This window comes from Chryseobacterium oncorhynchi (assembly GCF_002899895.1).
Classification (GTDB): domain Bacteria; phylum Bacteroidota; class Bacteroidia; order Flavobacteriales; family Weeksellaceae; genus Chryseobacterium; species Chryseobacterium oncorhynchi.
This window is the reverse complement of sequence record NZ_PPEI02000002.1, coordinates 535057-559822: the sequence shown is the minus strand read 5'-3', so window position 1 is coordinate 559822 and position 24766 is coordinate 535057. Positions and strand designations below refer to the sequence as shown.

At 35.0% G+C, this 24766-nt stretch carries 25 protein-coding genes and 1 riboswitch; of the genes, 10 read left to right on the top strand and 15 right to left on the bottom strand.

The genetic code is table 11. The annotated features are described in order from the left end of the window. Nucleotides 1-28: 28 nt before the first annotated feature. The 4 genes from C1638_RS08180 to C1638_RS08165 all read right to left on the bottom strand — a co-directional run bounded on the left by C1638_RS08180 (nt 29) and on the right by C1638_RS08165 (nt 4150). A complete protein-coding gene (locus tag C1638_RS08180; RefSeq protein ID WP_109619908.1) occupies nt 29-964 on the bottom strand; it encodes a YeiH family protein in 936 nt (311 codons plus the stop codon). 212 nt (nt 965-1176) lie between these two features. Next, nucleotides 1177-2052, bottom strand: a complete 876-nt coding sequence (locus C1638_RS08175; RefSeq protein ID WP_109619906.1) for a LysR substrate-binding domain-containing protein — start codon at nt 2050-2052, stop codon at nt 1177-1179. 120 nt (nt 2053-2172) lie between these two features. Next, nucleotides 2173-3480: a voltage-gated chloride channel family protein gene (locus tag C1638_RS08170; RefSeq protein WP_185140416.1), complete on the bottom strand. Its 1308-nt coding sequence runs from the start codon at nt 3478-3480 to the stop codon at nt 2173-2175. A gap of 31 nt (nt 3481-3511) precedes the next feature. Beyond that, nucleotides 3512-3579, bottom strand: a riboswitch (Fluoride riboswitch). Nucleotides 3580-3682: 103 nt separating this feature from the next. Then, the gene (locus C1638_RS08165; protein ID WP_076354102.1) at nt 3683-4150 is read right to left on the bottom strand and encodes an acyl-CoA thioesterase; all 468 of its coding nucleotides are present in this window, start codon (nt 4148-4150) and stop codon (nt 3683-3685) included. Between the two features lie 120 nt (nt 4151-4270). On the opposite strand from C1638_RS08165, the gene C1638_RS08160 reads away from it, so the two are divergent. Together C1638_RS08160 and C1638_RS08155 are read left to right on the top strand one after the other, a co-directional pair. Next, nucleotides 4271-4627 carry an arsenate reductase family protein gene (locus C1638_RS08160; protein ID WP_109619904.1) on the top strand — a complete coding sequence of 119 codons (357 nt, stop codon included), beginning with the start codon at nt 4271-4273 and terminating at the stop codon, nt 4625-4627. A 111-nt stretch (nt 4628-4738) separates the two neighbouring features. After that, nucleotides 4739-4927 (top strand): hypothetical protein, encoded by a 189-nt coding sequence (locus C1638_RS08155; RefSeq protein ID WP_076354106.1) that lies wholly within the window; start codon nt 4739-4741, stop codon nt 4925-4927. A gap of 61 nt (nt 4928-4988) precedes the next feature. Here the strand turns inward: C1638_RS08155 and gcvT are convergent, their stop codons facing one another. The 3 genes from gcvT to idi are packed head-to-tail and all read right to left on the bottom strand — an operon-like array spanning nt 4989 to nt 7057. Next, nucleotides 4989-6065, bottom strand: coding sequence for a glycine cleavage system aminomethyltransferase GcvT (gcvT, locus tag C1638_RS08150; protein WP_109619902.1), 1077 nt, complete (start codon nt 6063-6065; stop codon nt 4989-4991). Between the two features lie 9 nt (nt 6066-6074). After that, nucleotides 6075-6545 carry a hypothetical protein gene (locus C1638_RS08145; protein WP_109619900.1) on the bottom strand — a complete coding sequence of 157 codons (471 nt, stop codon included), beginning with the start codon at nt 6543-6545 and terminating at the stop codon, nt 6075-6077. A 2-nt stretch (nt 6546-6547) separates the two neighbouring features. Then, nucleotides 6548-7057, bottom strand: a complete 510-nt coding sequence (idi, locus tag C1638_RS08140; RefSeq protein ID WP_109619898.1) for an isopentenyl-diphosphate Delta-isomerase — start codon at nt 7055-7057, stop codon at nt 6548-6550. A 357-nt stretch (nt 7058-7414) separates the two neighbouring features. Between idi and C1638_RS08135 the strand changes: the two genes are divergently transcribed. Further along, on the top strand, nt 7415-7825 hold the full coding sequence (locus C1638_RS08135) for an LNS2 domain-containing protein (RefSeq protein WP_109620625.1): 411 nt from the start codon (nt 7415-7417) through the stop codon (nt 7823-7825). 83 nt (nt 7826-7908) lie between these two features. Continuing rightward, nucleotides 7909-8868, top strand: coding sequence for a D-2-hydroxyacid dehydrogenase (locus C1638_RS08130; protein WP_109619896.1), 960 nt, complete (start codon nt 7909-7911; stop codon nt 8866-8868). Nucleotides 8869-8940: 72 nt separating this feature from the next. Here the strand turns inward: C1638_RS08130 and mscL are convergent, their stop codons facing one another. After that, nucleotides 8941-9321, bottom strand: a complete 381-nt coding sequence (mscL, locus tag C1638_RS08125; protein WP_109619895.1) for a large conductance mechanosensitive channel protein MscL — start codon at nt 9319-9321, stop codon at nt 8941-8943. A 234-nt stretch (nt 9322-9555) separates the two neighbouring features. Between mscL and C1638_RS08120 the strand changes: the two genes are divergently transcribed. Then, nucleotides 9556-11073 carry an NAD(P)H-hydrate dehydratase gene (locus C1638_RS08120; protein WP_109619894.1) on the top strand — a complete coding sequence of 506 codons (1518 nt, stop codon included), beginning with the start codon at nt 9556-9558 and terminating at the stop codon, nt 11071-11073. A 109-nt stretch (nt 11074-11182) separates the two neighbouring features. Here the strand turns inward: C1638_RS08120 and lgt are convergent, their stop codons facing one another. Then, nucleotides 11183-12049: a prolipoprotein diacylglyceryl transferase gene (gene lgt / locus C1638_RS08115; protein ID WP_109620624.1), complete on the bottom strand. Its 867-nt coding sequence runs from the start codon at nt 12047-12049 to the stop codon at nt 11183-11185. Between the two features lie 426 nt (nt 12050-12475). After that, nucleotides 12476-12727 (bottom strand): membrane protein insertion efficiency factor YidD, encoded by a 252-nt coding sequence (yidD, locus tag C1638_RS08110; protein WP_185140415.1) that lies wholly within the window; start codon nt 12725-12727, stop codon nt 12476-12478. A gap of 103 nt (nt 12728-12830) precedes the next feature. On the opposite strand from yidD, the gene C1638_RS08105 reads away from it, so the two are divergent. Further along, on the top strand, nt 12831-14108 hold the full coding sequence (locus C1638_RS08105) for a replication-associated recombination protein A (RefSeq protein ID WP_109619893.1): 1278 nt from the start codon (nt 12831-12833) through the stop codon (nt 14106-14108). Between the two features lie 52 nt (nt 14109-14160). Here C1638_RS08105 and C1638_RS08100 read toward each other — a convergent pair whose 3' ends face one another. From C1638_RS08100 to C1638_RS08080, 5 genes are all read right to left on the bottom strand, one after another. Next, the gene (locus C1638_RS08100; protein WP_109619892.1) at nt 14161-14583 is read right to left on the bottom strand and encodes a hypothetical protein; all 423 of its coding nucleotides are present in this window, start codon (nt 14581-14583) and stop codon (nt 14161-14163) included. Nucleotides 14584-14696: 113 nt separating this feature from the next. Beyond that, nucleotides 14697-16922 carry a DUF2339 domain-containing protein gene (locus C1638_RS08095; protein ID WP_109619891.1) on the bottom strand — a complete coding sequence of 742 codons (2226 nt, stop codon included), beginning with the start codon at nt 16920-16922 and terminating at the stop codon, nt 14697-14699. A gap of 110 nt (nt 16923-17032) precedes the next feature. Next, entirely contained in the window at nt 17033-17743 is a 711-nt protein-coding gene (locus C1638_RS08090) for a hypothetical protein (RefSeq protein WP_109619890.1), read from the bottom strand. Between the two features lie 362 nt (nt 17744-18105). Continuing rightward, complete coding sequence (gene pheA / locus C1638_RS08085) at nt 18106-18954, bottom strand: prephenate dehydratase (RefSeq protein WP_109619888.1); 849 nt, start codon at nt 18952-18954, stop codon at nt 18106-18108. A 144-nt stretch (nt 18955-19098) separates the two neighbouring features. After that, the gene (locus C1638_RS08080) at nt 19099-19506 is read right to left on the bottom strand and encodes an acyl-CoA thioesterase (protein WP_076354132.1); all 408 of its coding nucleotides are present in this window, start codon (nt 19504-19506) and stop codon (nt 19099-19101) included. A gap of 136 nt (nt 19507-19642) precedes the next feature. Here C1638_RS08080 and dnaA point away from each other — a divergent pair, with 136 nt between their 5' ends. The 4 genes from dnaA (at nt 19643) to C1638_RS08060 (ending at nt 24688) form a co-directional block, all read left to right on the top strand. Continuing rightward, the gene (gene dnaA, locus C1638_RS08075; RefSeq protein ID WP_109619886.1) at nt 19643-21097 is read left to right on the top strand and encodes a chromosomal replication initiator protein DnaA; all 1455 of its coding nucleotides are present in this window, start codon (nt 19643-19645) and stop codon (nt 21095-21097) included. Nucleotides 21098-21208: 111 nt separating this feature from the next. After that, on the top strand, nt 21209-21679 hold the full coding sequence (locus tag C1638_RS08070) for a low molecular weight protein-tyrosine-phosphatase (protein ID WP_109619884.1): 471 nt from the start codon (nt 21209-21211) through the stop codon (nt 21677-21679). Between the two features lie 18 nt (nt 21680-21697). Next, the gene (locus C1638_RS08065) at nt 21698-22396 is read left to right on the top strand and encodes an SAM-dependent methyltransferase (protein WP_109619882.1); all 699 of its coding nucleotides are present in this window, start codon (nt 21698-21700) and stop codon (nt 22394-22396) included. A 489-nt stretch (nt 22397-22885) separates the two neighbouring features. Further along, nucleotides 22886-24688: a lytic polysaccharide monooxygenase gene (locus C1638_RS08060; RefSeq protein WP_109619880.1), complete on the top strand. Its 1803-nt coding sequence runs from the start codon at nt 22886-22888 to the stop codon at nt 24686-24688. Nucleotides 24689-24766 lie beyond the last annotated feature (78 nt).

Here is a 24766-nt window from a genome sequence, read left to right as displayed (position 1 = left end):
TTTGATTTTCAAGAGGGTTCTGTTGTTTTTAATGAATAATGTAAAGTAAACTTCCTACACTGATGGTTACCCAAAGTAATATAGCTGTTAATAAGGGCTTAAAACCGATTGTTTTTAGGGTTTGTAGAGAAAGAGTAGAGCCAATGAAAAATAAGGTCAGATTCAGGCCGGATTTAGCTACTGAAGTGATCATAGTGCTGAAGCTATCCATAAAAGGGAAATAGGTATTCAATAGAATCGCCAATATGAAGTATCCTATGAACCACGGTATTTTTATTTTTGAGTCCTTACTCTTAAAAACGAACATGGTAATCAGGGAAATGGGTATGATCCATAAAGCACGGGCTAATTTCACGGTAGTGGCAATTTTTAAGGCTTCATCTCCATATTTACTAGCTGCGCCTACTACAGAGCTTGTATCATGAATTCCAACGGCGCACCAAAGCCCAAACTGCTCCTGTGAAAGATTCAGCAAGTGCCCAATAGCCGGATAAACGAATAAAGCAATGGAGTTTAACGTAAAAACAATGGCCAATGCCAAGGAGATTTGTTTTGTACTGGGTTTAATAATAGGAGAAACAGCAGCAATGGCACTTCCGCCACAAATGGCAGTACCCGCAGAAAGAAGATAGGAAAGGGGTCTTTCAAGTTTAAATACTTTCCCTAAAATGTATCCTAAAAGCATTACCGTAGCAATACTTACCACAGTCAACATCAATCCTGTTTTTCCGGCATGAAGAGCTTCATCCAGTTTTAACCCGAAACCGAGGCCAACAATAGAAATCTGCAGTAATAAATGAATATATTGGTGAAGGTGTTTTTCAAAAGGGTTTCCCAAAAAAACAGCTAAAGCAAAACCTAATACTAAAGCAATTGGAGATGATACCAACGGAGTTAAAGATAAGACGGCTAATCCAATAAAAATTACTTTTCGTGTTGCTTCATTTTGAATGAAATCTTTCATATTGCGAACGTTTAAAATCTGGAACAAAATTCCGCAATATATTATTATAAAGTAAATTGTATTTTGTTATGTTTGATAACTATAAGTTATAATTAATGTAAAATGTAAAATGTAAAATGTAAAATGTAAAATGTGTTTCAGGTAATCAACTATAGCAGGAGCTGGATCATTAATACTTTTTACATGAATACTTTATACATTGTACAAACCAATTACTCAGCAAACCTCAGGAAAAGCTTGATTAGCTCAGACTGTTCTCCTTTTGGAAGAATAAAATGAAAATCCCTTTCGATACTGAAGTTTTTAATATCAATAACCGTAAGAATATTGTTTTTCAATTCGTTCAAAATAGTACTTATAGAAAGAAAAGCCATACAATCAGAATGAAGAAGGTAGTTTTTAATGCTTTCACTGCTTCCCAGTTGAATAACGGTATTCAATTCATTGATATTGATTTCCTTTTCCTTTAAACGGTTTTGAATAAATTCTAACGTTCCGGAGCCTTGTTCACGGAAAATAAGATCTAGTTGGTAAAGATCTTTTAAGTTTAAGGTTTTGTTCGCCAGAAGATGATCCGATTTTGCAGCCAGTACAATTTCATCAGGTTTAAAGGTTTTGTATTCAAAATAAGAAGACTGTGATTCTCCTTCAATAATACCCAGATCAATCTTTTCTTCTTTTAAAAGGGAGGAAATGGCTTCTGTATTTCCGGTCAGAAGTTCTATTTTAATATCTTTATAGTATGCATTGAATTTCGCCAGGATTTCAGGCAGAATGTATTGAGCAACAGTAGTACTGGCTCCAATAATAAGTTTTCCTTTATGCTGTTGATTAATCTGGTTGATTTCAAATTCCAGATCACGGTAAATATTTCTGATCTTTTCAGCATATTCATACAGAATCTTTCCACTTTGTGTCAATTGGATGGAAGTACCCTTTCTGTCAAATAATTTAGTCTCCAGCTGAACCTCGATTTCTTTAATGTGTTTTGTAACTGCCGGCTGCGAAATATGAAGCTCCTCAGAAGCTTTAGTAAAACTTAGCCTGGAAGCTACGGTATGGAAAACTTTTAACCTGTAATCGAACATGGGGCAAAAATACGGATTATAGTTGTAAGATTTGGGATTTTAGCGTTTGAGAGTCGGAGTGTATTAGGATTGGAAAGGAAGTGTTCAAAAAATAGAGGATAGGTTATAATTTTATAAAACTTATAAAAAGTCCGAGACAGATTGATTCTGCTGGTTTTCATATCTTCTGTTTTTGGCAACTCCAATTTTCTGTTTGGTGTAAATACTGTTGTGTCCCGAAAGAAGATAGGAAACAACACATGCAATGGCAACATAAGCGCCACTTTCTGCACCAAATAATTCAATTCCCATCAATATGCACGCCAACGGGGTATTTGTTGCTCCGGCAAATACGGCTACAAAACCCATACCGGCCAATAACCCAAAAGGTAACGGAATAAACAAGGATAATGCACTCCCCAAGGTTGCCCCGATGAAGAATAAGGGAGTGACTTCACCGCCTTTAAATCCTGCTGAAAGAGTAACGATAGTGAAAATCATTTTCAATGCAAAATCATACAATGGAAGTTGTTTTTCAAAGGATTCTACAATGATGGGAACTCCTAATCCAATATAACGGGTTGTGCCCATTGCCAAAACAGCCAAAGCAACGATGATTCCCCCAATGACCGGACGAAGAGGCGGATATTTAATTTTTGATTTGAAAAGAGAGCCTGCCCAATTAATAGTTTTGCTGAATGCAGCTGCACAAATCCCAAAGGCAATACCTGCTAAAATACTATAAAGGATTGGTAAGAACTCTAGTTTTGGAATGATATCAATATGATAATGAGTGTGTTTTACATTCCAAAGGTTGGTGGCCCAATCTGCAAGTATAGCCGAAGCAAAGGCTGGGAATATGGCATTGTAGCGTATTCTTCCAATCAGAAAGACCTCTAGTCCGAAAACAGCCCCCGCCAGAGGAGTCCCAAAAATAGATCCAAATCCGGCAGCAATTGCTGAGATAATTAATATTTTCCTTTCGTTTTTATCAAGCTTAAAGGGCTTCGTGAGTTGGTCTGCAATAGCACCAGCCATCTGGAGAGCGGTTCCCTCACGTCCTGCCGAACCTCCAAATAGATGGGTAGCAATGGTTCCCAGATAAACAAAAGGAGCCATTTTGAAAGGGATAATTTCTTTGGGATCATGAATGTTGTCAATCAGGAGATTATTTCCTGCCTCTACATCTTTTCCAAAATAATAGTATAAAAGTCCAATGAGGAAACCTGCAACAGGAAGCAATGCAATTAACCATAAATGATTTTCTCTGAAACTGGTGGCCCATTCCAACGACTGTAAAAATCCTGCAGAAGCTGTTCCTACCAATGTTCCGATAATAAGACTAATAAACAGCCATTTTAAAATATAAGGCAGTGCCGGAAATTTTCTGAAGAAAAACTGAGTGTGAAAAATTACTTTTTTACTCAATGTCCATTGATGTTTTGACATAATAATCCTGATTAGTTATTGGTTAATAATCTATTAATCAGGCGTCATCAGCTTTTGTAAAGCGGTTGGGTAAGGAAGAACACCATTTCCTTTTGATATTACAAATATAAAAAGAAGAATCTGTTTCTCAAAAAAAATCTAAGAGCTGTATGAAAATAAGTAGAAATATATCACTTAATATTCACCTCTAATCTCTAAAATTTTATAAAAAAGGTTTCATTTCATCCTCAATCTGTGTTCTCAGATCCATTAGGCGCTTAGCATATTGTTCTTTTTGTCTTTCTTCTTCAGTTTCAGGAGTCCATTTCGGAACAGGTAGCTTTTTACCATTCTCATCTACTGCTACAAATACAATGATACAGTGTGTTTTTTTATCAAAAGTAGGCTGCTTTAGGTTTCGGGAAAAGACATTGATGGAAATATGCATACTGGAAGATCCCGTATAGATCACCTGTGCATCCACTTTTACCACTTCACCTATCTTGATAGGCTCATAAAATCGAATTCCTCCCACATATACGGTTACAGAATAATTTCCGCTCCAGGTGGTGGCACACGCATAGCCTGCCTGATCAATCCATTTCATAACACTTCCGCCATGTACATTTCCACCATAGTTAACATCTGATGGTTCTGAAATAAACTGAAAAGTAATAGGTTTGTTCTGCATCTTTATAAAATTTGAATAAAGTTATTTAATAATTTCCAAAGTTTTAGATTAAATCCTACTTTTGAAAGACGAAATGGGTATAAAGCCAAATTTTAACAAATAACAGACTTAAAGATAGTAATGAAGAAAGTATTTTACCTTAACACATGTGATACCTGCAGAAAGATTTTAGCACAGTTTGACCTTACAGACTGGGAACTTCGTGAGATCAAAAAACAACCAATCACCGAAGAGGAATTGGATGAAATGCATACAATGACAAAGTCGTATGATGCGTTGTTCAGTAGAAAGTCTACCCAGATTAAGCTAAGAGGTTTAGATATAAAGTCTTTAACGGAAAAGGATTTTAAGGAACTATTATTAGATCATTATACATTCCTAAAGCGTCCGGTTTTCCTTACAGATAAAGAAATTTTTGTTGGAAATGATAAAAATAATGTTGAAGCTTTAAGAGTATTTTTTGGAATCAATGAATAAAATTCCTGATTTCTATATTTCCTTGATTTATTGTTTTTTCTATATCTTGTGATTTATTTTAATGGTTTAACTATTAAATACTTATCTTTATAATTACCAAAAAATAAAATCATGACAAAAAACTTTTTAAAAACAAAGAATCTTAACAGATCAGCATTGAAAGAGATTAACGGAGGGCTAAAACCTATTATTGTTAACTGCTATACGTTATGCGGGCCTGGTGGTGGGGTACCATCCAATACACCTGGAGTAGGTGATGCCTGCTCTCCGGACAGAAAGGTCTGCTGTATTTGCTATTAAAAACAAAAAAAGAGGCTGGAAATAAATTCCGGCCTCTTTTCATTTATATATTTTCGAACGATTATACAAAAGGAGCCTTAACTACTTTTGCAGGAATGTTCTTGTTTCTTACTTGAATAAAGATTTCAGAACCTAACTTGAAGTGAGGTTTGTCTACATACGCAAGACCTAAACCAACCTTTTTCATTGGAGACTGTGTTCCGGAAGTTACTTTTCCGATTACATTTCCTTCAGCATCTACAACAGGGTAGTCATGTCTTGGAACTCCTTTGTCTGTAAGTTCGAAAGCAACTAATTTTCTGCTCACCCCTTCTTCTTTCTGCTTAGCAAAAGTATCCTTAGAAACAAAATCCTTATCAAACTTTGTGATCCATCCTAAACCAGCTTCAATAGGAGAAGTAGTATCGTCGATATCATTTCCGTAAAGACAGAATCCTTTTTCAAGTCTTAAAGTATCTCTAGAAGCCAATCCACAAGGAATGATGCCTTCAGCTTCACCAGCTTTCATTATTTCGTCCCAAAGTTTTTCAGCACTTTCGTTGTTGAAATAGATTTCAAAACCACCACTTCCTGTGTATCCTGTATTTGAAATAATCACATCATTTACTCCTGCTACACTTCCTACTGTAAAGTTATAGTAAGGAATTTCAGAAAGATTTACATCAGTAAGTTTCTGAAGAATTTCAGTCGCCTTAGGACCCTGAACAGCCAATAATGACATATCATCAGAAGCATTGGTCATTTTCGCTCCAAATGTGTTGAATTTTGAAATATGGTTCCAGTCCTTGTCTATATTAGAAGCATTTACTACCACAAAGTATTTGTCATCCTCCATTTTGTAAACAATAAGATCATCCACAATTCCTCCGTTTTCGTTAGGAAGACATGAATATTGAGCTTTTCCGTTTTCAAGAGTATCTACATTATTGGTTGTTACATACTGTAAAAGATCTTTAGAACCCGGACCTTCGATGAAAAACTGTCCCATGTGGGAAACATCAAATAATCCTGCTTTCTCTCTTACTGCAAAGTGCTCTTCCGTTACTCCTGAATACTGTACAGGCATTTCAAAACCTGCAAAAGGTACGATCTTAGCTCCCAAGGAAACATGTTTGTCGTACAAGGCTGTTTTCTTCATATTTAATTTTTATTTCTTTATTTTAAAACTATTAAAAGTCTCATTGAATAGGGTCATATAGTTTCCATTCCAGAATTTCTGGCCACAGTTGATGGTCACCAGAAACAAGTCCTTGTCTTTTTGAAAGGCCTTGGTAATCCAGAAAAGTTGATCTTTTTGATCAAAATATTCGTAGTAATATTCTGTATATCCTTTTTTACTTTTACTCTCCTTTACCTTATTTTCTGCATCTTCTGATTTGTAAAGAGCCAAAATAAATTTTTTTGTTTCGGTCTTGGGAAGATTGAGGTCATGATATTCGGAAATAGTAATAGCTCCAATTTCATTGGTAGGAAAAATATTAACAATATCACTATCATTAGTAGATTTCCAGCCATTCGGAACATTGATGGTATAGTTGGGGCTTTCATAGGTATTTGTCTTTTGCGCAAAAAACAAACTTCCCGATACAAAAGCAGAAACAAGCAATATTTTTTTCATCGTTAAAAATGGTGTTTATATTCTTCAAGGATGATCTTGAACCATTCCGTAAAGTTTTCAGGATTTTCAGAAATCTCCTTATCCAAATCTTGAGGAGAAATGAATCTTACTTCTTCCACTTCTTCCTGATTCAAATTAAAATCAGATTCATGATTTCCTATAAAAACATAGTCGAGTTCGTGTTCCCAAAGACCTCCGCCTACATCTGCCTTATAGATAAAGCTGAATTTTTCTGAAAGTTCTGCTTCAATTCCAAGTTCTTCTTTCAGCCTGCGTTTAGCGCCTGCCAGATAAGTCTCCCCATCTCTCGGATGAGAACATACTGCATTGGTCCATTGGTTGGGAGAATGATATTTTACAGAAGCTCTTTTTTGAAGAAGCATTTCGCCTTTACTATTAAATAGAAATACAGAAAAAGCGCGGTGTAAAAGGCCATTGATGTGAGCCTGCTGTTTTTCCATCAAACCCAAAACTTCATCCTCAGGATTTACTAAAACTACAAATTCTTCCATTTCTACAAATGTAAGAGTAATAAATGTATTTTGGAAATTTTTCGATAAACATCATGCTTTTGTATAATGAAAAGTAAATAAGGGTAATAACGTAAAATAATTAAAAGGTTAGGGGAGCTACACCAATTTTTATATACTATAATGAATGATTCTTTATCTGAACATTAAAAAGAACCTCATTTTTACTATAAAAGGAAATTTGCAAATGAAAAATTTTAATCATATTGTACTAAATGATGGATAAAATGTTTATATTATTTATTAAATAACGATTTTTATAGTAAATTTTTAACATAAACTAAGATTAATACATCTGATAATTGTAAAATCTGTAACTTTGTTACTCAAATTGTAATGATGGAATTAGAATACATAGAGCATATAAGTCCTATTCTAAAGGATGGAGTTAAAAATTACTTAATCGATATCGACGGAACCATTACAGATGACGTTCCCAATGAAGAACCGGAAAGAATGGTTACCTGTGAACCCTATCCGGATGCATTGGAAACTGTTAATAGATGGTATGATGACGGACATCAGATTTGTTTCTTTACCTCAAGAACAGAAAACCTAAAGCAAATCACCATAGATTGGCTGGATAAGCATGGTTTTAAATACCACAGTGTACTCTGCGGAAAACCAAGAGGTGGAAATTATCACTGGATAGATAACCACTTGGTAAGAGCTACAAGATATAAAGGTAGGTTTACAGACTTGGTAGAAAAACAAGTGACTATTGAAGTTTTCAAAGAAGACGGAGAATAAAAAATATAATAAAAGATTTAAAAATTGAATGGAGCTTTTCCTTTAATTTTTAAATCTTTTCAATTTTAAATATAGTTGTATTTATGAAAGTTTTAGCAAATGACGGCCTAGACCAATCTGGAATTGATGCATTAACAGAGAAAGGGTTTGAGGTTATTACAGCAAAAGTTCCACAGGAATTTTTGGTGGATTATATTAACGAGCACAAGATCCGTACTTTATTGGTAAGAAGTGCTACACAGGTAAGAAAAGATATTATAGACGGTTGCCCATCCATTGATATCATCGGAAGAGGTGGTGTAGGAATGGATAATATTGATGTGGATTATGCTAGAGAAAAGGGTATTCATGTCATTAATACCCCTGCGGCTTCTTCAGAATCAGTTGCTGAACTTGTTTTTGCTCACCTATTTTCAGGAGCAAGGTTTCTTCAGGATTCCAACAGAAAGATGCCTGTAGTAGGAGATACAGAATTTGCAGGATTGAAAAAAGCATATACTGCCGGTATTGAATTGAGAGGTAAGACCATCGGTATTATCGGTATGGGAAGAATAGGACAAGAGGTGGCAAGAATTGCTCTTGGATTGGGGATGAGAGTGGTTGCTGCAGATAATAATGTTGGAAGAGCAAGTATTAAAGTGAAATTCTATAACAATCAGTTTATCAATGTTGATATAGAGACAGAATCTCTACAAGATGTTCTAAAGCATTCAGACTTTATTACTCTTCACGTTCCGGCTCAGAAAGACGGGTATATGATTGCTAAGAATGAGTTTGAGATCATGAAAGATGGAGTAGCTATTGTTAACTGTTCCAGAGGAGGAGTAATTGATGAAGTAGCTTTAATAGAAGCATTGGATTCTGGTAAAGTGAAGTTCGCAGGATTGGACGTTTTCATTAATGAACCCACACCATCTAAGGAAATTCTTACCCATTCAAAAATCTCCTTAACGCCGCATACTGGTGCTTCTACTCTTGAAGCTCAGGATAGAATAGGACTTTCCTTGGCAGAGCAGATTTCAAGTATTCTACAGATCCAGTAATTGGAAATTGAAGATAAAAAACAAAAGCACCTTTATTAAGGTGCTTTTTTATTTACGTTGATGAATAACAAATTATATATTGTTTTTACTTTTCAATAAATCTCTGATTTCTGTCAATAATTTTTGATCATCAGTAGGTCCAGCTGGAGCCGGAGCATCTTTTTTGTTGATCTTATTAGCTCCTTTAATGATCCAGAAAAGAACCATAGCAATACACAGGAAGCTGATTAATGCAGAAAGGAAATTTCCATAGGCAACACCGTTCCAGGTCAGTTTAGCGATATTTTCTGCTCCAGCTGCTTTTAATGCCGGATTCAATATCAAAGGAGTGATTACATCTTCCACTAAAGACGAAACAATTTTACCAAACGCTGCACCAATGATTACACCGACAGCTAAATCGAGAACATTTCCTTTAAAGGCAAAGTCTTTAAATTCTTTAACAAATCCCATAATTTATATTTTTTTTATTAGTATACACACAAAAATATAATTAAAAAATGTAAAAAACATTACTTTTTATAAGTTTTTGTTTTAGAAAAGTTGATTTTCGCATCATATATTTTAATGAAAATAGTGAATTTGTATTCATAATTTATTTCATTAATGAAGTCTCTCTATTTTTATTGTAGAGGTGCTATCGTAATGAAAAATCTTTTGTAATTTGCTTAAAAGTTAGATTTACCTATGAAAATCTTTACCGCAGAACAAATTCGCAGCTGGGACCAGTTTACCATTTCCCAAGAACCTATTTCTTCTATTCAGCTCATGGAAAGAGCTTCGATGTCGGTTGCGAACTGGATTTCCGAGCATTGTAAGAATCATAAAAAAATGGTTGTGTTTTGTGGTAATGGAAACAATGGAGGAGATGGACTGGCTGTAGCAAGAATGCTTTATCTGAAAGGCTTTGATGTAGACGTATTTGTAAAGGAGCTCAAAGGGAAGTTTTCAGAAAATGCTTTGGTAAATCTAAAGCGATTGGCTGATATATCGGGGATTTCTGTCCGAAATTTTAACCAGATTGAGTCATATAGCTTTGATGATAAGACAATCATTATTGATGCGCTTTTTGGAACAGGACTATCCAGACCTTTGGATGGAGAATATAAAGAGCTTGTAGAGCTATTAAATACAAAAGATAACATAAAAGTATCCATAGATATTCCCTCCGGATTACCAACTGATGGATTGCTTCATGAAGATTCTGTTATTTTGAAAACAGATTATACGCTGAGTTTTCAATGTTGGAAACGAAGCTTTCTTCATCCTGAAACAGGAAAATATGCAGGAAAAATAAAGGTTTTAAATATTGGCTTACACAGAGAATACGAAGAGGCCGAAAGAACCAACTATTTTGTAATAGATGATGATTTTGCTGAATCCATTTTTAAACCCAGAAATGACTTTGCGCATAAGGGGAATTATGGAAAAGCTCTTGTTGTTGGCGGAAGTTATGGTAAAATAGGAGCTGCAGTATTGGCAACAAAAGCAGCTTTGAAAACGGGAAGCGGACTTACTTTTACTCTTGCTCCTCAGTGTGGATACGAGATATTACAAACCTCATGTCCGGAAGCTATGTTTGTGAAAGGAGGAGAATTATGGGTTGATCATTTTGACTTTGATAAGGGCATGACTGTCGGAATTGGTCCTGGGCTGGGAACCCATGAAGATACACGAAAAGGCTTTTTGAGTTTTTTGAAAAATTATTCCACTTCATTGGTATTGGATGCAGATGCATTGAATATTATTTCTGAGAATGAAGAGAATCTTGTTTTCATTCCGGAGAAATCAATTATTACTCCTCATCCAAAAGAATTTGAAAGGTTATTTGGTAAAACAGAGAATTCTTTTAAAAGGTTAAAATTGGCCGTAGAAAAAGCGAAAGAGCTTACTATTTATATCGTATTAAAAGATCATCATACCCAGATTATTACTCCTAACGGAAAAGTTTTCTATAACATTACCGGAAATGCGGGCCTTGCAAAAGGGGGAAGCGGAGACGTTCTTACCGGAATTCTTACCTCACTTTTAGCGCAGGGATATTCAGTAGAGGATACCTGTATGTTAGGAGTTTGGCTGCATGGAAAAGCAGCGGATCTTGCTGCAGAAAAGTATTCAAAAGAATCTATGCTTCCTACGGATGTTATTGATGAATTAGGAAACGTTTTTGCAGAATTAAATGCAAAGACAAATAAGAAATTGTAAAAAGAGACTTATTGAAGTAAATCATATTTGGAAAACTTAAAATAAAAAAGGCAAATTCACATATCTGTAAATTTGCCTTTTCGTTTTTCTGCGATTTTATTTTTCTAACCTATTCCGGTTTTTCGTTTTCTGCCTCTGTAATTTTAAATTTCTTAGAGATTATCATAATAATAACTCCTGCAATCATAAATGGAATAGAAAGAACCTGTCCTGTGTTAAGACCTCCAATCTGAATGAACTCATCACCTTGAGGCTCTTTCAGGAATTCAACAAAGAATCTGATAGCCCAAAGGATGATAAAGAACAATCCAAATAACCATCCTTGTTGATATTTTTTATTTGTCTTTCTATACAGTGTCCATAGTAGGATGAAAAGAAGAACATAGCCAACAGCTTCAAATAACTGACTTGGGTAACGAGGAACGGTAAGACCATATTCACTGCTTTGTTGAGGGAAAAGTAATGCAAGCGGAGAGTTTGGATCAGCAGGTTTCCCAACAATCTCAGAATTGAAGAAATTCCCCATTCTTACAAATGCACCTCCCAAGGCAACTACAATACCCAATCTGTCATATACCCAGAAAGGATTTTTCTTGATCACCTTAAATGAATAATAAAGAGTGGTAAAAATAATTGCAATAGTGGCTCCGTGACTTGCCAGTCCTGAGAACCCAGTGAATTTCAATCCATTTTTTGTGCTGATGGGTAGAAATACACTCCAGAAGTCTTCTTTAAATAACTCTGGCTGATAGAAAATAACGTGGCCAAGTCTTGCCCCAAGGATCGTTCCTATTAACGTCCAAGTGAAAAGAGGTTCCAAATATTTTTGATTAACATTATCAAATTTAAAGATTCTGGTCATTAAGATATAACCCAATCCAAATGCAAAAACAAACATTAAACTATAGAAGTGCAGCGTGAAAGATCCAAGCTGGAGTCCTTTTGACGGATCCCAGATTTTAAAAGATGTTTCCAGTTCCACTTTATCTGAAGCAGCGATTGGTTTTCCAGATTTTACAGCATATTTGAAAGTCGTAATATTGTCCTTAGTGACTGGAGAATCAATTAATTTAAAGTTCTTGTCGAAAAACTGGTACTTTGAATCCTTGAATCTTGCTAGAGTAGAAGCGCTGTAATTATAGTAAGCAGGCTCAAAATTAGAATCATTAAGGATAACCAGAACATTATTGTTGATAGCCCTGTCAGGAAAAGCATTAAGGTCTCCCAGTTCTGTAGTGGAATAGATTTTTACGGGAACATTGCTTCCGTTGATATCTAAAGCTCCGTCAGATAAACCTCCAGGGTATTCCTGCGCAAAAAGACATTGGGTAATCAATGCAAATATTACTAGGTAAATTCTGAAAAAAATATTACTCATTTTTCTATTGATTTAATAGTTCGTTTATTGATTTTTATGCTTGGGTGGAACAGGATCATAGCCGCTTCCTCCCCAAGGATGGCAACTTAAAATTCTTTTGAATCCCAGCCAGAACCCCTTAAATACACCATGAACCTGTAATGACTCTATCATATAATGAGAGCAGGTGGGTTCGTAACGGCAATTTTTAGGAAGTAGGGGCGAGATGAACCACTGGTAAAATTTTATCAAAATTACCAATGGAAATGTAATGATTTTATTGAATGTAAGTTTCAAAACAATGCAAAAATAGGGTAAAAAAATGAAAATTAGTTTAATTTTGTTAGAAGTTTCAGAGCGTAGAAATCTGAAATATTGATCTTAAAAAAATAAGAATACCTTGAATCAAAATATTCCATTAGCCGAAATATTAAGACCCAAAACATTAGAGGATGTATTGGGGCAGGAACATCTTACCGGCGAAAAAGGGACGATCAGGAAGATGATCGAGAACAATTCCCTGAACTCCCTTATTTTCTGGGGACCTCCGGGAACAGGAAAAACTACTCTGGCAGAAATCATTTCTGAACAATCGGGCAGGAAGTTTTATAAGCTATCGGCGGTTTCTTCAGGAGTGAAAGATGTTCGTGATGTAATTGAAGATGCAAAGAAGCAGAATTTGTTTTCCGGAAAATCTCCAATTTTATTTATTGATGAAATTCACCGATTTAATAAATCTCAGCAAGACTCTTTATTGCATGCTGTAGAAAAAGGATGGATTGTTTTAATAGGAGCAACCACAGAAAATCCAAGTTTTGAAGTGGTTTCAGCTCTGCTTTCAAGAAGTCAGGTGTACGTTCTAAAGGCGTTGAGCTATGAAAAACTGGAAGAACTTATTGATATTTCCTCTGAAAGATATAATAAAGAAGAGGGAACTGATTTCAAAATTCTTGAAAAAGAAGCTTTAATTCAATATTCCGGTGGTGATGCCAGAAAGCTGATTAATTCTGTAGAACTGGTTTTAAATCAATATAAAAATTCGGATACCAAGGAAATTATCAATTCAGATGTTCTGGAAGTCCTTCAGGAAACAATGGCTCTCTATGACAAAAATGGAGAACAACATTATGATATTATCTCAGCCTTTATTAAATCCATGCGTGGAAGTGATCCTAACGGAGCGGTGTATTGGCTGGCAAGAATGATTGCGGGAGGAGAGGATATTAAGTTCATCGCAAGAAGAATGCTTATTCTGGCAGCAGAAGATGTAGGGCTGGCAAATCCTAATGCATTGGTGATTGCCAATAATTGCTTTCAGGCTGTAAATGTAATCGGAAATCCAGAGGCAAGGATCATATTGAGCGAAACCGCAGTCTATCTGGCGGTGTCTCCTAAAAGTAATTCGGCGTACATGGCTATCAATGAGGCTTTGGCCTTGGTAAAGCAGACTGGGAACTTACCTGTGCCGCTTCATTTAAGAAATGCTCCTACAAAGTTGATGAAAGACCTTGATTATGGTAAGGAATATAAATACGCCCATTCCTATGAGGGGAATTTTGTAGATCAGGATTTTCTGCCGCAGGAGATCAGGAATGTGAAGTTATATGAACCCGGAAATAACGCCACTGAAAAGAAAATCTATGAAGAGCTGAAGAAGAAGTGGAATAATAAATATTAAAATAAAAAAAGGATACTGTTTTATAGTATCCTTTTTTTGTATTGTTTAAAAATTACTTCGTTGTGTAAATGTAGTATGTTGTTTGGCCGTTGTAATCTTTTTTCTCTGATTTTGCGACAATCTCAGGGAAGATCTTAGTTGCTGAATCTTTAAACTCATATCCGTCAATGAAAACAAGATTGTCCTCGGCAATACCATGCTGCTTGTTGATTTCAGCCAGTGTCATTATATCTAATACGTTATGTCCGTTTTTGAATTTATATTCAGTAACCCCATTGGTGAATACAGAGCTGTATTTTTTCAAGGCTGCAGGAAGACTTGCTGCACTGTTGTACACCTTTGAAACCTGCATAAGGGATTTTTTTGAATTGAACAGATCTACTGTTCCAATAGTATTATCAGCAACAGCAAGCTTTTTCTGTGCAAATAAGGTTGCAGATGACAGTATTAAAAAAGAATAGAGTAATTTTTTCATAATCGGAATATATAACTGTTAAAAACGTGATAAATATAGTTATTTTTTATAAAATGTGAATCAGATCTTAAGATGTTTTAAATTTTATTTATAGATAAGAGCTTTTGTGTTCATTATAGGTCTGTATTTTCTTCATTTTTATCTTTTTTGTCAACCATGTTTTTGATGATATTCTTAAGACGTTGAAATGTAAATGAACTTAATAATAATATGAGTCCCAATACAATAAATGCGCTGATTCTTGAAATGTTATCCATTTGCCATACATCATAACCGTAAAGTTTTAAAACCATAATTCCTACAAGTGCAAATCCTATCTTACTGTATTCCTGAATGTCTTTTTTAAGTCCGAAATAAATAAATACACTGGCAAGAATGGTCCATATAATGGGTAAATAAAGAATGTTGAAATGTCTTTTTGCTGTATAAGAGCTCATGACATCTTGAGAAACAGTCAAAACATAGAAGTGATGAAGTTCACAGCTTACCGAAGTAATGAGTGCCAATGAAATGATCCAGTAAGAAATTTTCGATTTGTGAAACTCTGTGTTGGGGATAATTTTAAAAAACACATACATAAGAGGTATCCACTGAAGTAAGTGTAGTAAATAAAAGCCTGGTTGAAGTTCTTTTGAAAGAATATCCTCAACTACTTCCGATGTGGAAACGGAAATATTGATCATCATCAAAAAGCAAAGAATAATCATGAGACCCGTTTGGATATCATTGCTGATTTTCAGCTGTTTTCTCAACATCAATAAGACAAAAATATAATAAATGGTGAATAGTAGACCTACATTACTAATAGGTCCCCATGGCATATCATGCATATGGTAGGTGATCTCAAGAAGCAATGCTATGTAAATTACTCCATAGCTAACTATAGCGGTAAGGTCTTCAAAAAAGTCACTTTTTTCTGTTTCTTTCTCCGTATTTCTTAATAAGTATAAATTAATTACCGTTGAAGTGATAGTCACCAAACTTGTTAAAAATACAGGGTTAAATATTATGTTCAGGCTTTCTGCATTGAAATATTCTCCCCAGGTAACGATTTGGGCAAAGATGATTAATGGGAAAAGCAGATGAAAACAGATTTTGAAGATTTTGTGACCAGTTTTTTTCCAAATAAAAAGAAGTAATGTACTTTCTATAGCCCAGATACTTGTGATGAGGTGGGTCTTAAACTGCAGAGCAATGGCTATAGTAACCAAACTAACTGTTATTCCAGCAAAAACAGAATAAGGAGTTCCTGTACTTTTTCTTGTATGTTCCCTAAAGAAAAGAGCTGCATTTAACAATGCAAAAATAATAGGGAAAATAATGACAGGTTCGTATTGTAATTGATCAAAGATGTAATAAAGTCCCATAACACTTGAACAATTAATCAAAACAAGCATTAAAATATCCAGAGTGGAGAGTTCCTTTTTTCTGAAATAGTCAAGCAGAGCAAATACGTAGAAAATGACATAACTGATCATATAAAAAGTAACACTTAACAGCTGTGGTTTTTCTTCAGTCCAATAAAAAAGATAAATTGTGGTGAAGACATAAGCTGTCCATCCCACGCTTTTCCAATGTTGAAGAAAAGTTATTGAAAGCATTCCTATATTTAAAAGCGTAAGATAAATGAATAGGAAAGGGTAGTTACTTTGTCCTGTGCTGATCATCAATGGTGCTGTAAAACCACCAATCAATGAAATAATAATCAGTACCTCACTTTTATAGTAATAAGATAAAATAATGGAGATAGCTGTAATCACTGAAGTGATAATGAAAGCTGTATTTTGGGAGAACAAATGATACTCCCTAAAAGTTATAGTGGCGGTGAAATATAAAATGGCAATTCCGCCTCCCGTTATAATAGATGCAAATGTTTTATAATTTTTTCGGAGAAAATGTCCGATGAGTATTATTCCGGCTGCTGTACAGAAACCTATTCCGGCTCTTGCTGTTTCTCCTATCCAGTTTTTATCAATAGCATATTTTACAAAGTAGCCTATTCCTAATACAAGTGTGAAAATACCAATAATGGTAAGAATATTCTGCTTTAAGAATTCAAATACCGGACTTAGCCAATCCTTTTGTTCAGTGGGAGGTAAATTCTTATTCTCATGAGGTTTTATATTCTCCCTAGGAGATTCCTGTGGATGTATTTGTTGAGGAATGATGATTTCTTCAGTCGGAGTTACTTCTGGAGTTATTTCAGATTGTAATGTTGTTTTATTGACCTTGGAATTGAGATCTGATATTTCTTTTTCAAGTTTTCGGATCTTCGTGTTCAGGTTATTGAAGACAATGGCAATAACTACAATTAGTATAACAGCAAAGTATTCATTCATTATATAGTTTTTATCAAATATAAAGAAATTTGAATTGAGGTGTCAAAAAATTAGCCCATTACAGTTGTTGTAATGGGCTAACGGTATAGATAACTAACAATATGTTTATATTAATTTGATACTTTATAGATGTAGAATGAAGCAATACTCGATCCTAATAATCCGGCATTAATAACCCCGGAATCTGTAAGGCCGAAAGAAACTTTATCATTTGCCTGGAATGAATATAAGGAGTTAATGCTTGAATCAGAAAGGGTAAGATTGATTGCCAAGGCAAGATTGATACCGCTAAAAGGACGAGTGTCTATTAGGGTAGATACTCCTGCTCTTGTTCTTAATACTCCGATCCCTGGAGCTCCGGATAGTAAAGATGCCTGTAATCCTGATCCATATCTGAATGCAAAGCCAACAGCATATACTCCTGCAGAGGGTATATTGTAAGAACCATCAGCATTTGTAAATAAGGCAGCACTACCTATATTTCGGTCTGTTACTAAAAAGTTGACAGGCTGGAAAGATGATGGGAGAATTCCAAGACTTAAAAGAGTGATTCCTGTGGTTTTCTTAGCCGCATAAATACTTGGGTTAACATTAGAAGCGGCAATCAATAATTGCGGATCCATTGAAAAGACTTCTTGGGACCCTGTATCCTGAGCTAAAATATTGTATCCAGTTACTGTAGCTGCTGCAGGGGTATCCCGAACTCTCAATGTTCCGTTAACATCTAAGGTTTTTGTGGGAGAGTCTGTGTTGATACCAACTTGTGAAAATAGGGGCAAGGTGGCACAAGCTAATACTAAGCTGTAAATTTTAGTTTTCATGATCAAGATTTTTATTTAGTTGCTAACAAATATACAATAAAAATTATACCCAACATTGTGAAATTTTTATTTTTTAATCAATTATGATATGATATTCTTAAACGTATGTTTATATTTTGATAAATATTATTACATAATTTATTTACGAATTATCAATGACTTATTGCTGATAAATAGATGGATTTAAGGGTGTTAAAAAAAATAAATCTCACTTTTATGTGGGTTATTTTTGATGAAATATAAGACGTTGTTGATGAGGTATTTATTCTTGTATTTTTTGCATTTTGGATCAAAATAAGCACAAAAAAACACTGCTATTTTAAATAACAGTGTTTTTATTATGTAGATTTATGCAACTATTTTTAGCTTTCTAGCAGAAATTCTTTATAATTTCCAAGGAAGTCAACATCTGCATTGATGGATTCAAGTTCTTTAAGAGCATTCCCGTGCAGGATATCATTCCAAGAACCTTCTACATTAATAAAGAAAAAGTAGTTTCCTAATCCTGTCTTTAAAGTTCTTGATTCAATCTTACTGAGGTTCATTTTTCTCCATGCAAAAACGGATAAAACCTGATGAAGGCCTCCAGGGTGGTCCTCGGGAAGGGTAACGAGCATGCCGGATTTTTCCCCAAGAGTCTGTAAGGTCTCATTTTCGTACTTATTCTGTAGTTTTGATATGATGATAAATCGGGTATGATTCTGCTCAAAATCTTGTATGTTGCGGTTAATGATCTTCAATCCATATAAATTGGCAGCGTACTGATTGGCTACGGCTGCAATCTTAATATCCTTGTTTTCAGAAACGTATTTAGCGGCCGCTGCTGTAGAAGAAAAGTCCTGTTTTGGGATATTCTTATAATGTGTATCAAGAAAGTGAAAGCTCTGGGCTAATGCCTGAGGATGAGAATAAATTCTCTCTATATTCTCAATCGAATTTTCCGGATGAATCATAAGGTGGTGGGCAATGGGCATTACTGCTTCTGCCTCAATCTTAATAGACGGTGTCTTATACAAATAATCCAGCGTCATGGAAACAGTTCCTTCTATGGAATTTTCCAAGGGTACAACAGCCTTTGCTACATCTCCGTTTTCCACTGCATTGAAACAATCCAGAATGCTGGCTTGTGGTAATAGCTCATCATTAGGAAAAAGCTGTGCAGTAGCAAGCTGGGTAAAGCTGGCATGAGGCCCCAAAAATGCAATCTTCATAAATATTAATATAAGGTATGATTAAAAAATAAAGGTACAAAGGTGCGAATTAAATCACAAATAGATCATGTTTAAGGTCCAGAATTTATGGTTGTATATAATAGAAATTATAGTTTTCCCTACAACCAGCAACCTGTTACATCGCTACTTCCAATTGGCTTCAATAAGTTCCATCAGAAAATCCGGACACTTAATCACCTTGTTTGTTTTTGCATCCAGAAAGAAGAGAGTAGTGGAAGCCTCTGTAATTTTGATATGCTCTTCATTGTAAATTTCATATTCAAAATCGATTCTTACCCCCGGAATTTTTTTTACATAAGTATGAATTTCTAATTTTTGATCATACAAAGCTGGTCGGATATACTTAATTTTGTACTCCGAAACAGGTAACCAAATTCCTTGGTTTTCAATTTCATCGTATGAAATTCCTATGCTTCGGAAGAGCTCAACTCGGCCAACTTCGAAGTATTCAGCATAGTTACCGTAGTATACATATTTCATAGGATCTGTTTCTGCGTAACGTACTCGTATTGAGTGTGTTGTGTGTATCATTTTAGGTGTTAAATTATACATACAAATATATTTTTAAATAATCAATACCTGCAATATTTTTTTTTGAAAAGAAAATATTGGACCTTTGTCTTCCTTCTAAAAAACAGTACAAACAAAGAATAATCAGGGCATAAAAATGGATGACAATTTAATGATGATATGGCAGAAGTGCCTTCAGTTTATGCGTGATAACTTGAACGCAGCTGAAGATAATTCTGACCTGAAGAAACTTGAAAAATCTTTCGATATGTTATTTGATAAGGTACAGCCACTTTCGTTAGTAGCTAATAACCTTACACTTATCGTACCGAGCGATTTTTACAAGGAATACATTGAGGATAATTACTTGTCCTTGCTTTCTGCTGCCCTGAAGAAAAATGTAGGAAAAGGAGTTAAACTATGGTATTCCGTAATGGAAAACAGACCAAAAGGTGAGGAAAAACCGGTTACCATGAATATGAAGGGACAAAGTGTTCCTACTCCAAAAACGCAAGAAACAATGCCACAAGGATTTTCAGCAAATATTGTAAACCCTTTCGTGGTCCCTGGAATAAGAAAAGTAAATATTGATTCTAATCTGAAACCAGATTATTCATTTGATAGTTATGTAGAAGGAGAAAGCAATAAATTTGCAGCTACTGTGGCAAGATCCATTGCTAAAAGACCAGGAGCTACAGCATTTAACCCATTATTTTTATACGGAGGTTATGGAGTTGGAAAAACTCACTTAGGTCAGGCAGTTGGTCTTGAAGTAAAGAACCAGTTTCCGGACAAAGTAGTACTTTACCTATCTTCAGAAAAATTCATCCAACAGTTTATTTCAGCTGCAAAAGCTCATAAGCAAACAGAATTTGCAAACTTCTATCAAATGGTAGATGTACTGATTATAGATGATATTCAGTTCTTATCAGGAAAATCTGCAACTCAGGATAGCTTTTTCCATATTTTCGATCACCTGCATCAGAATGGAAAGCAGATCATCTTAACTTCAGATAAAGCTCCGGCAGATATCATGGATATTCAGGATAGAATTGTTTCCCGTTTCAAATGGGGACTTTCTGCAGAAATAAAATCTCCGGATTTATCTACAAGAAGACAAATCATTGAAGATAAGTTAAGCAGAGACGGAATTGTTCTTCCGGGAGACATGCTTGATTTCCTTGCTGCAGAAGCAAAAACTAACGTAAGAGAGCTAATCGGGGTAATCAACTCGGTAATTGCATATTCTACAGTATATAAGAGAGACTTAAGTCTTGAACTATTAAAGGAAACTATCAGCAGAATTGCTGCCAACCAAAAGAAAGTAATCAACATTCCTTACATTCAGGAAGTAGTGTGCGACTATTTTGGAATCAAAAAAGAACAGCTTCTTTCCAAGACAAGAAAAAGAGAGATCGCATTACCAAGACAGTTGGCGATGTATTTCTCAAAAGCATTCACCAATTCTACATTTACTAAGATCGGTGAAGAAATGGGAGGTAAGGATCACTCAACAGTAATGTATGCTTGTGATACCATCAAGGATGTTTCAAAAATTGATAAAGAAATTAAGAAATACGTTAAGGATCTTACTGAAAGAATCAAACAGTAATCATTCTTAAACCAAAATAATTTAAAATGGAGAATCGTTGTATTCTTCATTTTTTATTTAGTTTTGTCACATACAATAGAATATCTTTTAACCCCTTTCAATTATAGAATTATGAAAATTTTGATGGTCTGTCTGGGTAATATATGCAGAAGCCCTTTAGCAGAGGGAATAATGAAAGCAAAACTCCCACAGGATTTTTTGGTAGACTCTGCCGGAACTATTTCCATGCACGAAGGAGAGCATCCTGATAAAAGAGCTGTTAAAACTGCTGCTAATCATAATATTGATATTTCCAAGCAGAAGTCAAGACCTATTACAAGAGCCGATTTTGAGATTTTTGATCAAATCTATTGCATGGATGCCAGTGTATACAAAGATGTTATTTCCAAGGCTAAAAATGAAGAAGAACGAAAAAAAATATCGTTGTTTTTAGAGGCCGCCGGAGAATATAAAAATACTGAAGTTCCAGATCCGTATTGGGGTGGAATGGAAGACTTCGAAAAAGTTTTTCAGTTATTGGATGCAGGTTGTCATCAAATAGCAGCCCATCTGACCAATCAAACTCATCATTTAAATTCATAAATTTTTAATTAACTTCCTATGCTTTTTTTACTTCCAGCTTACCTATCTGAAAATACTTCTATCACTCATTTTTCACCTGTTATAAAGGATTATATCATGCAAACTGATTACTTCTTTGTAGAAAATGAAAAAACAGCCAGAAAAGTGGTTAAATTCTTTGCTCCGGAAAAGAAACAGGCAGATCTGAAACTATTCCTGTTGGATAAATATACAGAGAATGCTGATATTAAAGAAGCTCAGGAGCTGATGATGAAAGGGCAGGACTTCGGGTTGCTGTCAGAGGCAGGCTTGCCGTGTATTGCAGATCCAGGGAATTTAATTGTAAAGTGGTGCCACGAAAAAAACATTAGAGTAATTCCTATTTCAGGACCATCATCTATTATTTTAGCATTGATTTCCAGTGGATTTAACGGACAGGAATTTACATTTCATGGGTATCTTCCCATTGATAAAGGTGAGAAAAAGAAACAAATCCAACATCTGGAAGGAATGGTTCAGAAGACCGGCTATTCACAGATTTTTATGGAAACTCCTTACAGAAATAATGCACTTTTTGAAGACCTTACAAAGTTTTTATCACCTAATACAAAGCTGTGTATTGCTGCCAATATCAATGACCCGGAACATGAGTTTATCAGTACAAAAACCATAAAAGACTGGCAAAAACAAAAGCTGGAACTTCATAAAATTCCTGCCGTATTTGTGCTAGGGAAATAAGTTTTACTCCATTAGATTATAAACTTTGAAGATAAAAGTCTTTAAGATATAAAGGCTGAGAGAATGATCAATTCTCCCAGCCTTTTTTTTTGTCTTTAAAAAAGATATTTCTTTAATTCCTTAAAAATCATAGAACTAAGAGTGCTTATGCTTTCATTTTCTATTTTCATTCTGTTTAGCGTTGATTCGTATTAATTTTATTTCAATAATATGTGATTAATTTATTTAATTTTTATATATTTATGTTTTAAATGGTGATATATATATGTTAATAATAATATGTTATGAATTGTTATTGTTTGTTTTAAATTTAAATATTAACATATATATATTGTTTAATTGAATTTTTATTAAATATTTTATAATTTGTTTTTTTTATGTATTTCAGCTAATATCCTTTGTGTTTCTTTAATTATTTAGAATACAATAGTTTAAAAATTCAGTTGTATGTACAATTGATCTGATAAAATCAACACCAAAAATTTAAATATGATGACACGCAAAATTTTTTTTCCGGTATTGCTGATCCTGGCCATACTGGTACCTTCTTTAATTCATTTGTCTGCACACGGATATGTAATGAGTCCGGCCTCACGAGGATATCAAGGAAGTCTGGATAAGGCTACACTCGGTTATTCTACAGCATTTAGCATCTATGGATCCATTATTAATGAACCCGGATCTCTGGAAGCACCAAAAGGCTTTCCTGCATTGGGTCCGGCAGATGGAAAGATTGCTTCCGCTAATGGAAGTATAGGAGGAGACACTACACTGGATCTCCAAACTGCTGATCGTTGGAAGAAAACCAATATCACCACAGGTGTGAATGCCTTTATCTGGAAATACTCGGCGTATCACGCGACTGCAAAATGGCATTATTACATGACAAAGCAAGGCTGGGACCCCAATAAACCTCTTTCCCGTCAGGATCTTGAACTCATTGGTACTGTTGCACATAATGGGACACCACCACAAGATAATGTTTCTCATCAGATTACTGTTCCTGCTAACCGTACAGGTTATCATATAATTTTAGCAGTTTGGGATGTAGCAGATACCGTCAATGCATTCTATAATGTGATTGACGTTAACGTAACCTCCGGAACAGGAGTTTCGGCACCTGCGACTCCTACAGGATTAACACAGTTTGGAGTAACCAGTTCTTCTGCTAAAATAAGCTGGACTCCGCAGTCAGATGCTGTATCTTACAATATTTTCCGCAATGGACAAAATATTCAGCAGGTAAGCGGAGCGTCATTTGAAGACACTGGTTTAACTGCTAATACGGTTTATACATATGAGGTACAGGCGAAAGGTTCTTCTGGGCTTACTTCAGGAAAAAGCACGCCACTCAATGTGAAAACAAACACTGAGGGGACACTTGAAAAACCTACGGCACCATCCAACCTCCACTCAATGGCGGTTACTGAAAACTCAGTTTCACTCATGTGGATGGCTTCTACCCACTCCCAGGGAATTAAAAATTACCAGATTTTTGAAAATGGAATCAAGGTAGGAGAAACGGTACAAACAAGCTTTTTACGAACAGGTTTGGCGCAGGACACAGAATATCTTTATACAGTTAAATCTGTTGCCATGAACAATCAGCTCTCTGATATGAGTAATGAATTAAAAGTCAGAACGAAGAAAGTTACATCAGGGAATGGTCAATCCTATTGCGGAGCAGAGCAGTATAATGCTGTCAATGCATATCCTACAGCTGGAGTAAAAGTTTTTTATTCTTGCAAAATATGGAAAAATAAATGGTATGCGAATCCGGGAGAAATGCCGGGAACCAACATGGTATGGGAAGAAGTAAGTGCATGCACAGAAGGACCTGGTTGTGAATCAAGCGGTCCGATGATCTATTGTGGAGCACAAGAATATAACCCTGCAAAAACTTATCCAACAGTAGGAACAAAAGTATTCCATGCTTGTAAAATCTGGGAAAACAAATGGTATGCTAATCCGGGAGAAGCACCAGCAAGTAATGCTGTTTGGAAAATTGTAAGCGATTGTAATGAAAGTCAGAGCTGTAAAACATTAGCTCTTGTAAATAAAGAGAATGATCTTTCAGTGACCATATCCGGGCATATGATCAATTTTGTACCTGAAAGCTACTATGGTAAAATTAGTAGAGTAGATGTTATTACTCCTCACGGACTTCAGTTAATGACTTTTATGAATCCAGGAAAGAACAATATGGATATCAACCGCCTTCAGTCTGGAATCTATTTTGTGAAAATCCTTTATAAAGATGGCAGCAGTATCACCAAAACCATTAGAAAATAATAAAAGAATATAGAAAATAAAAGCCACCTTTAGGATAAGGTGGCTTTTTATTGTTTTAGCTATTTTTAAATTCTCTTT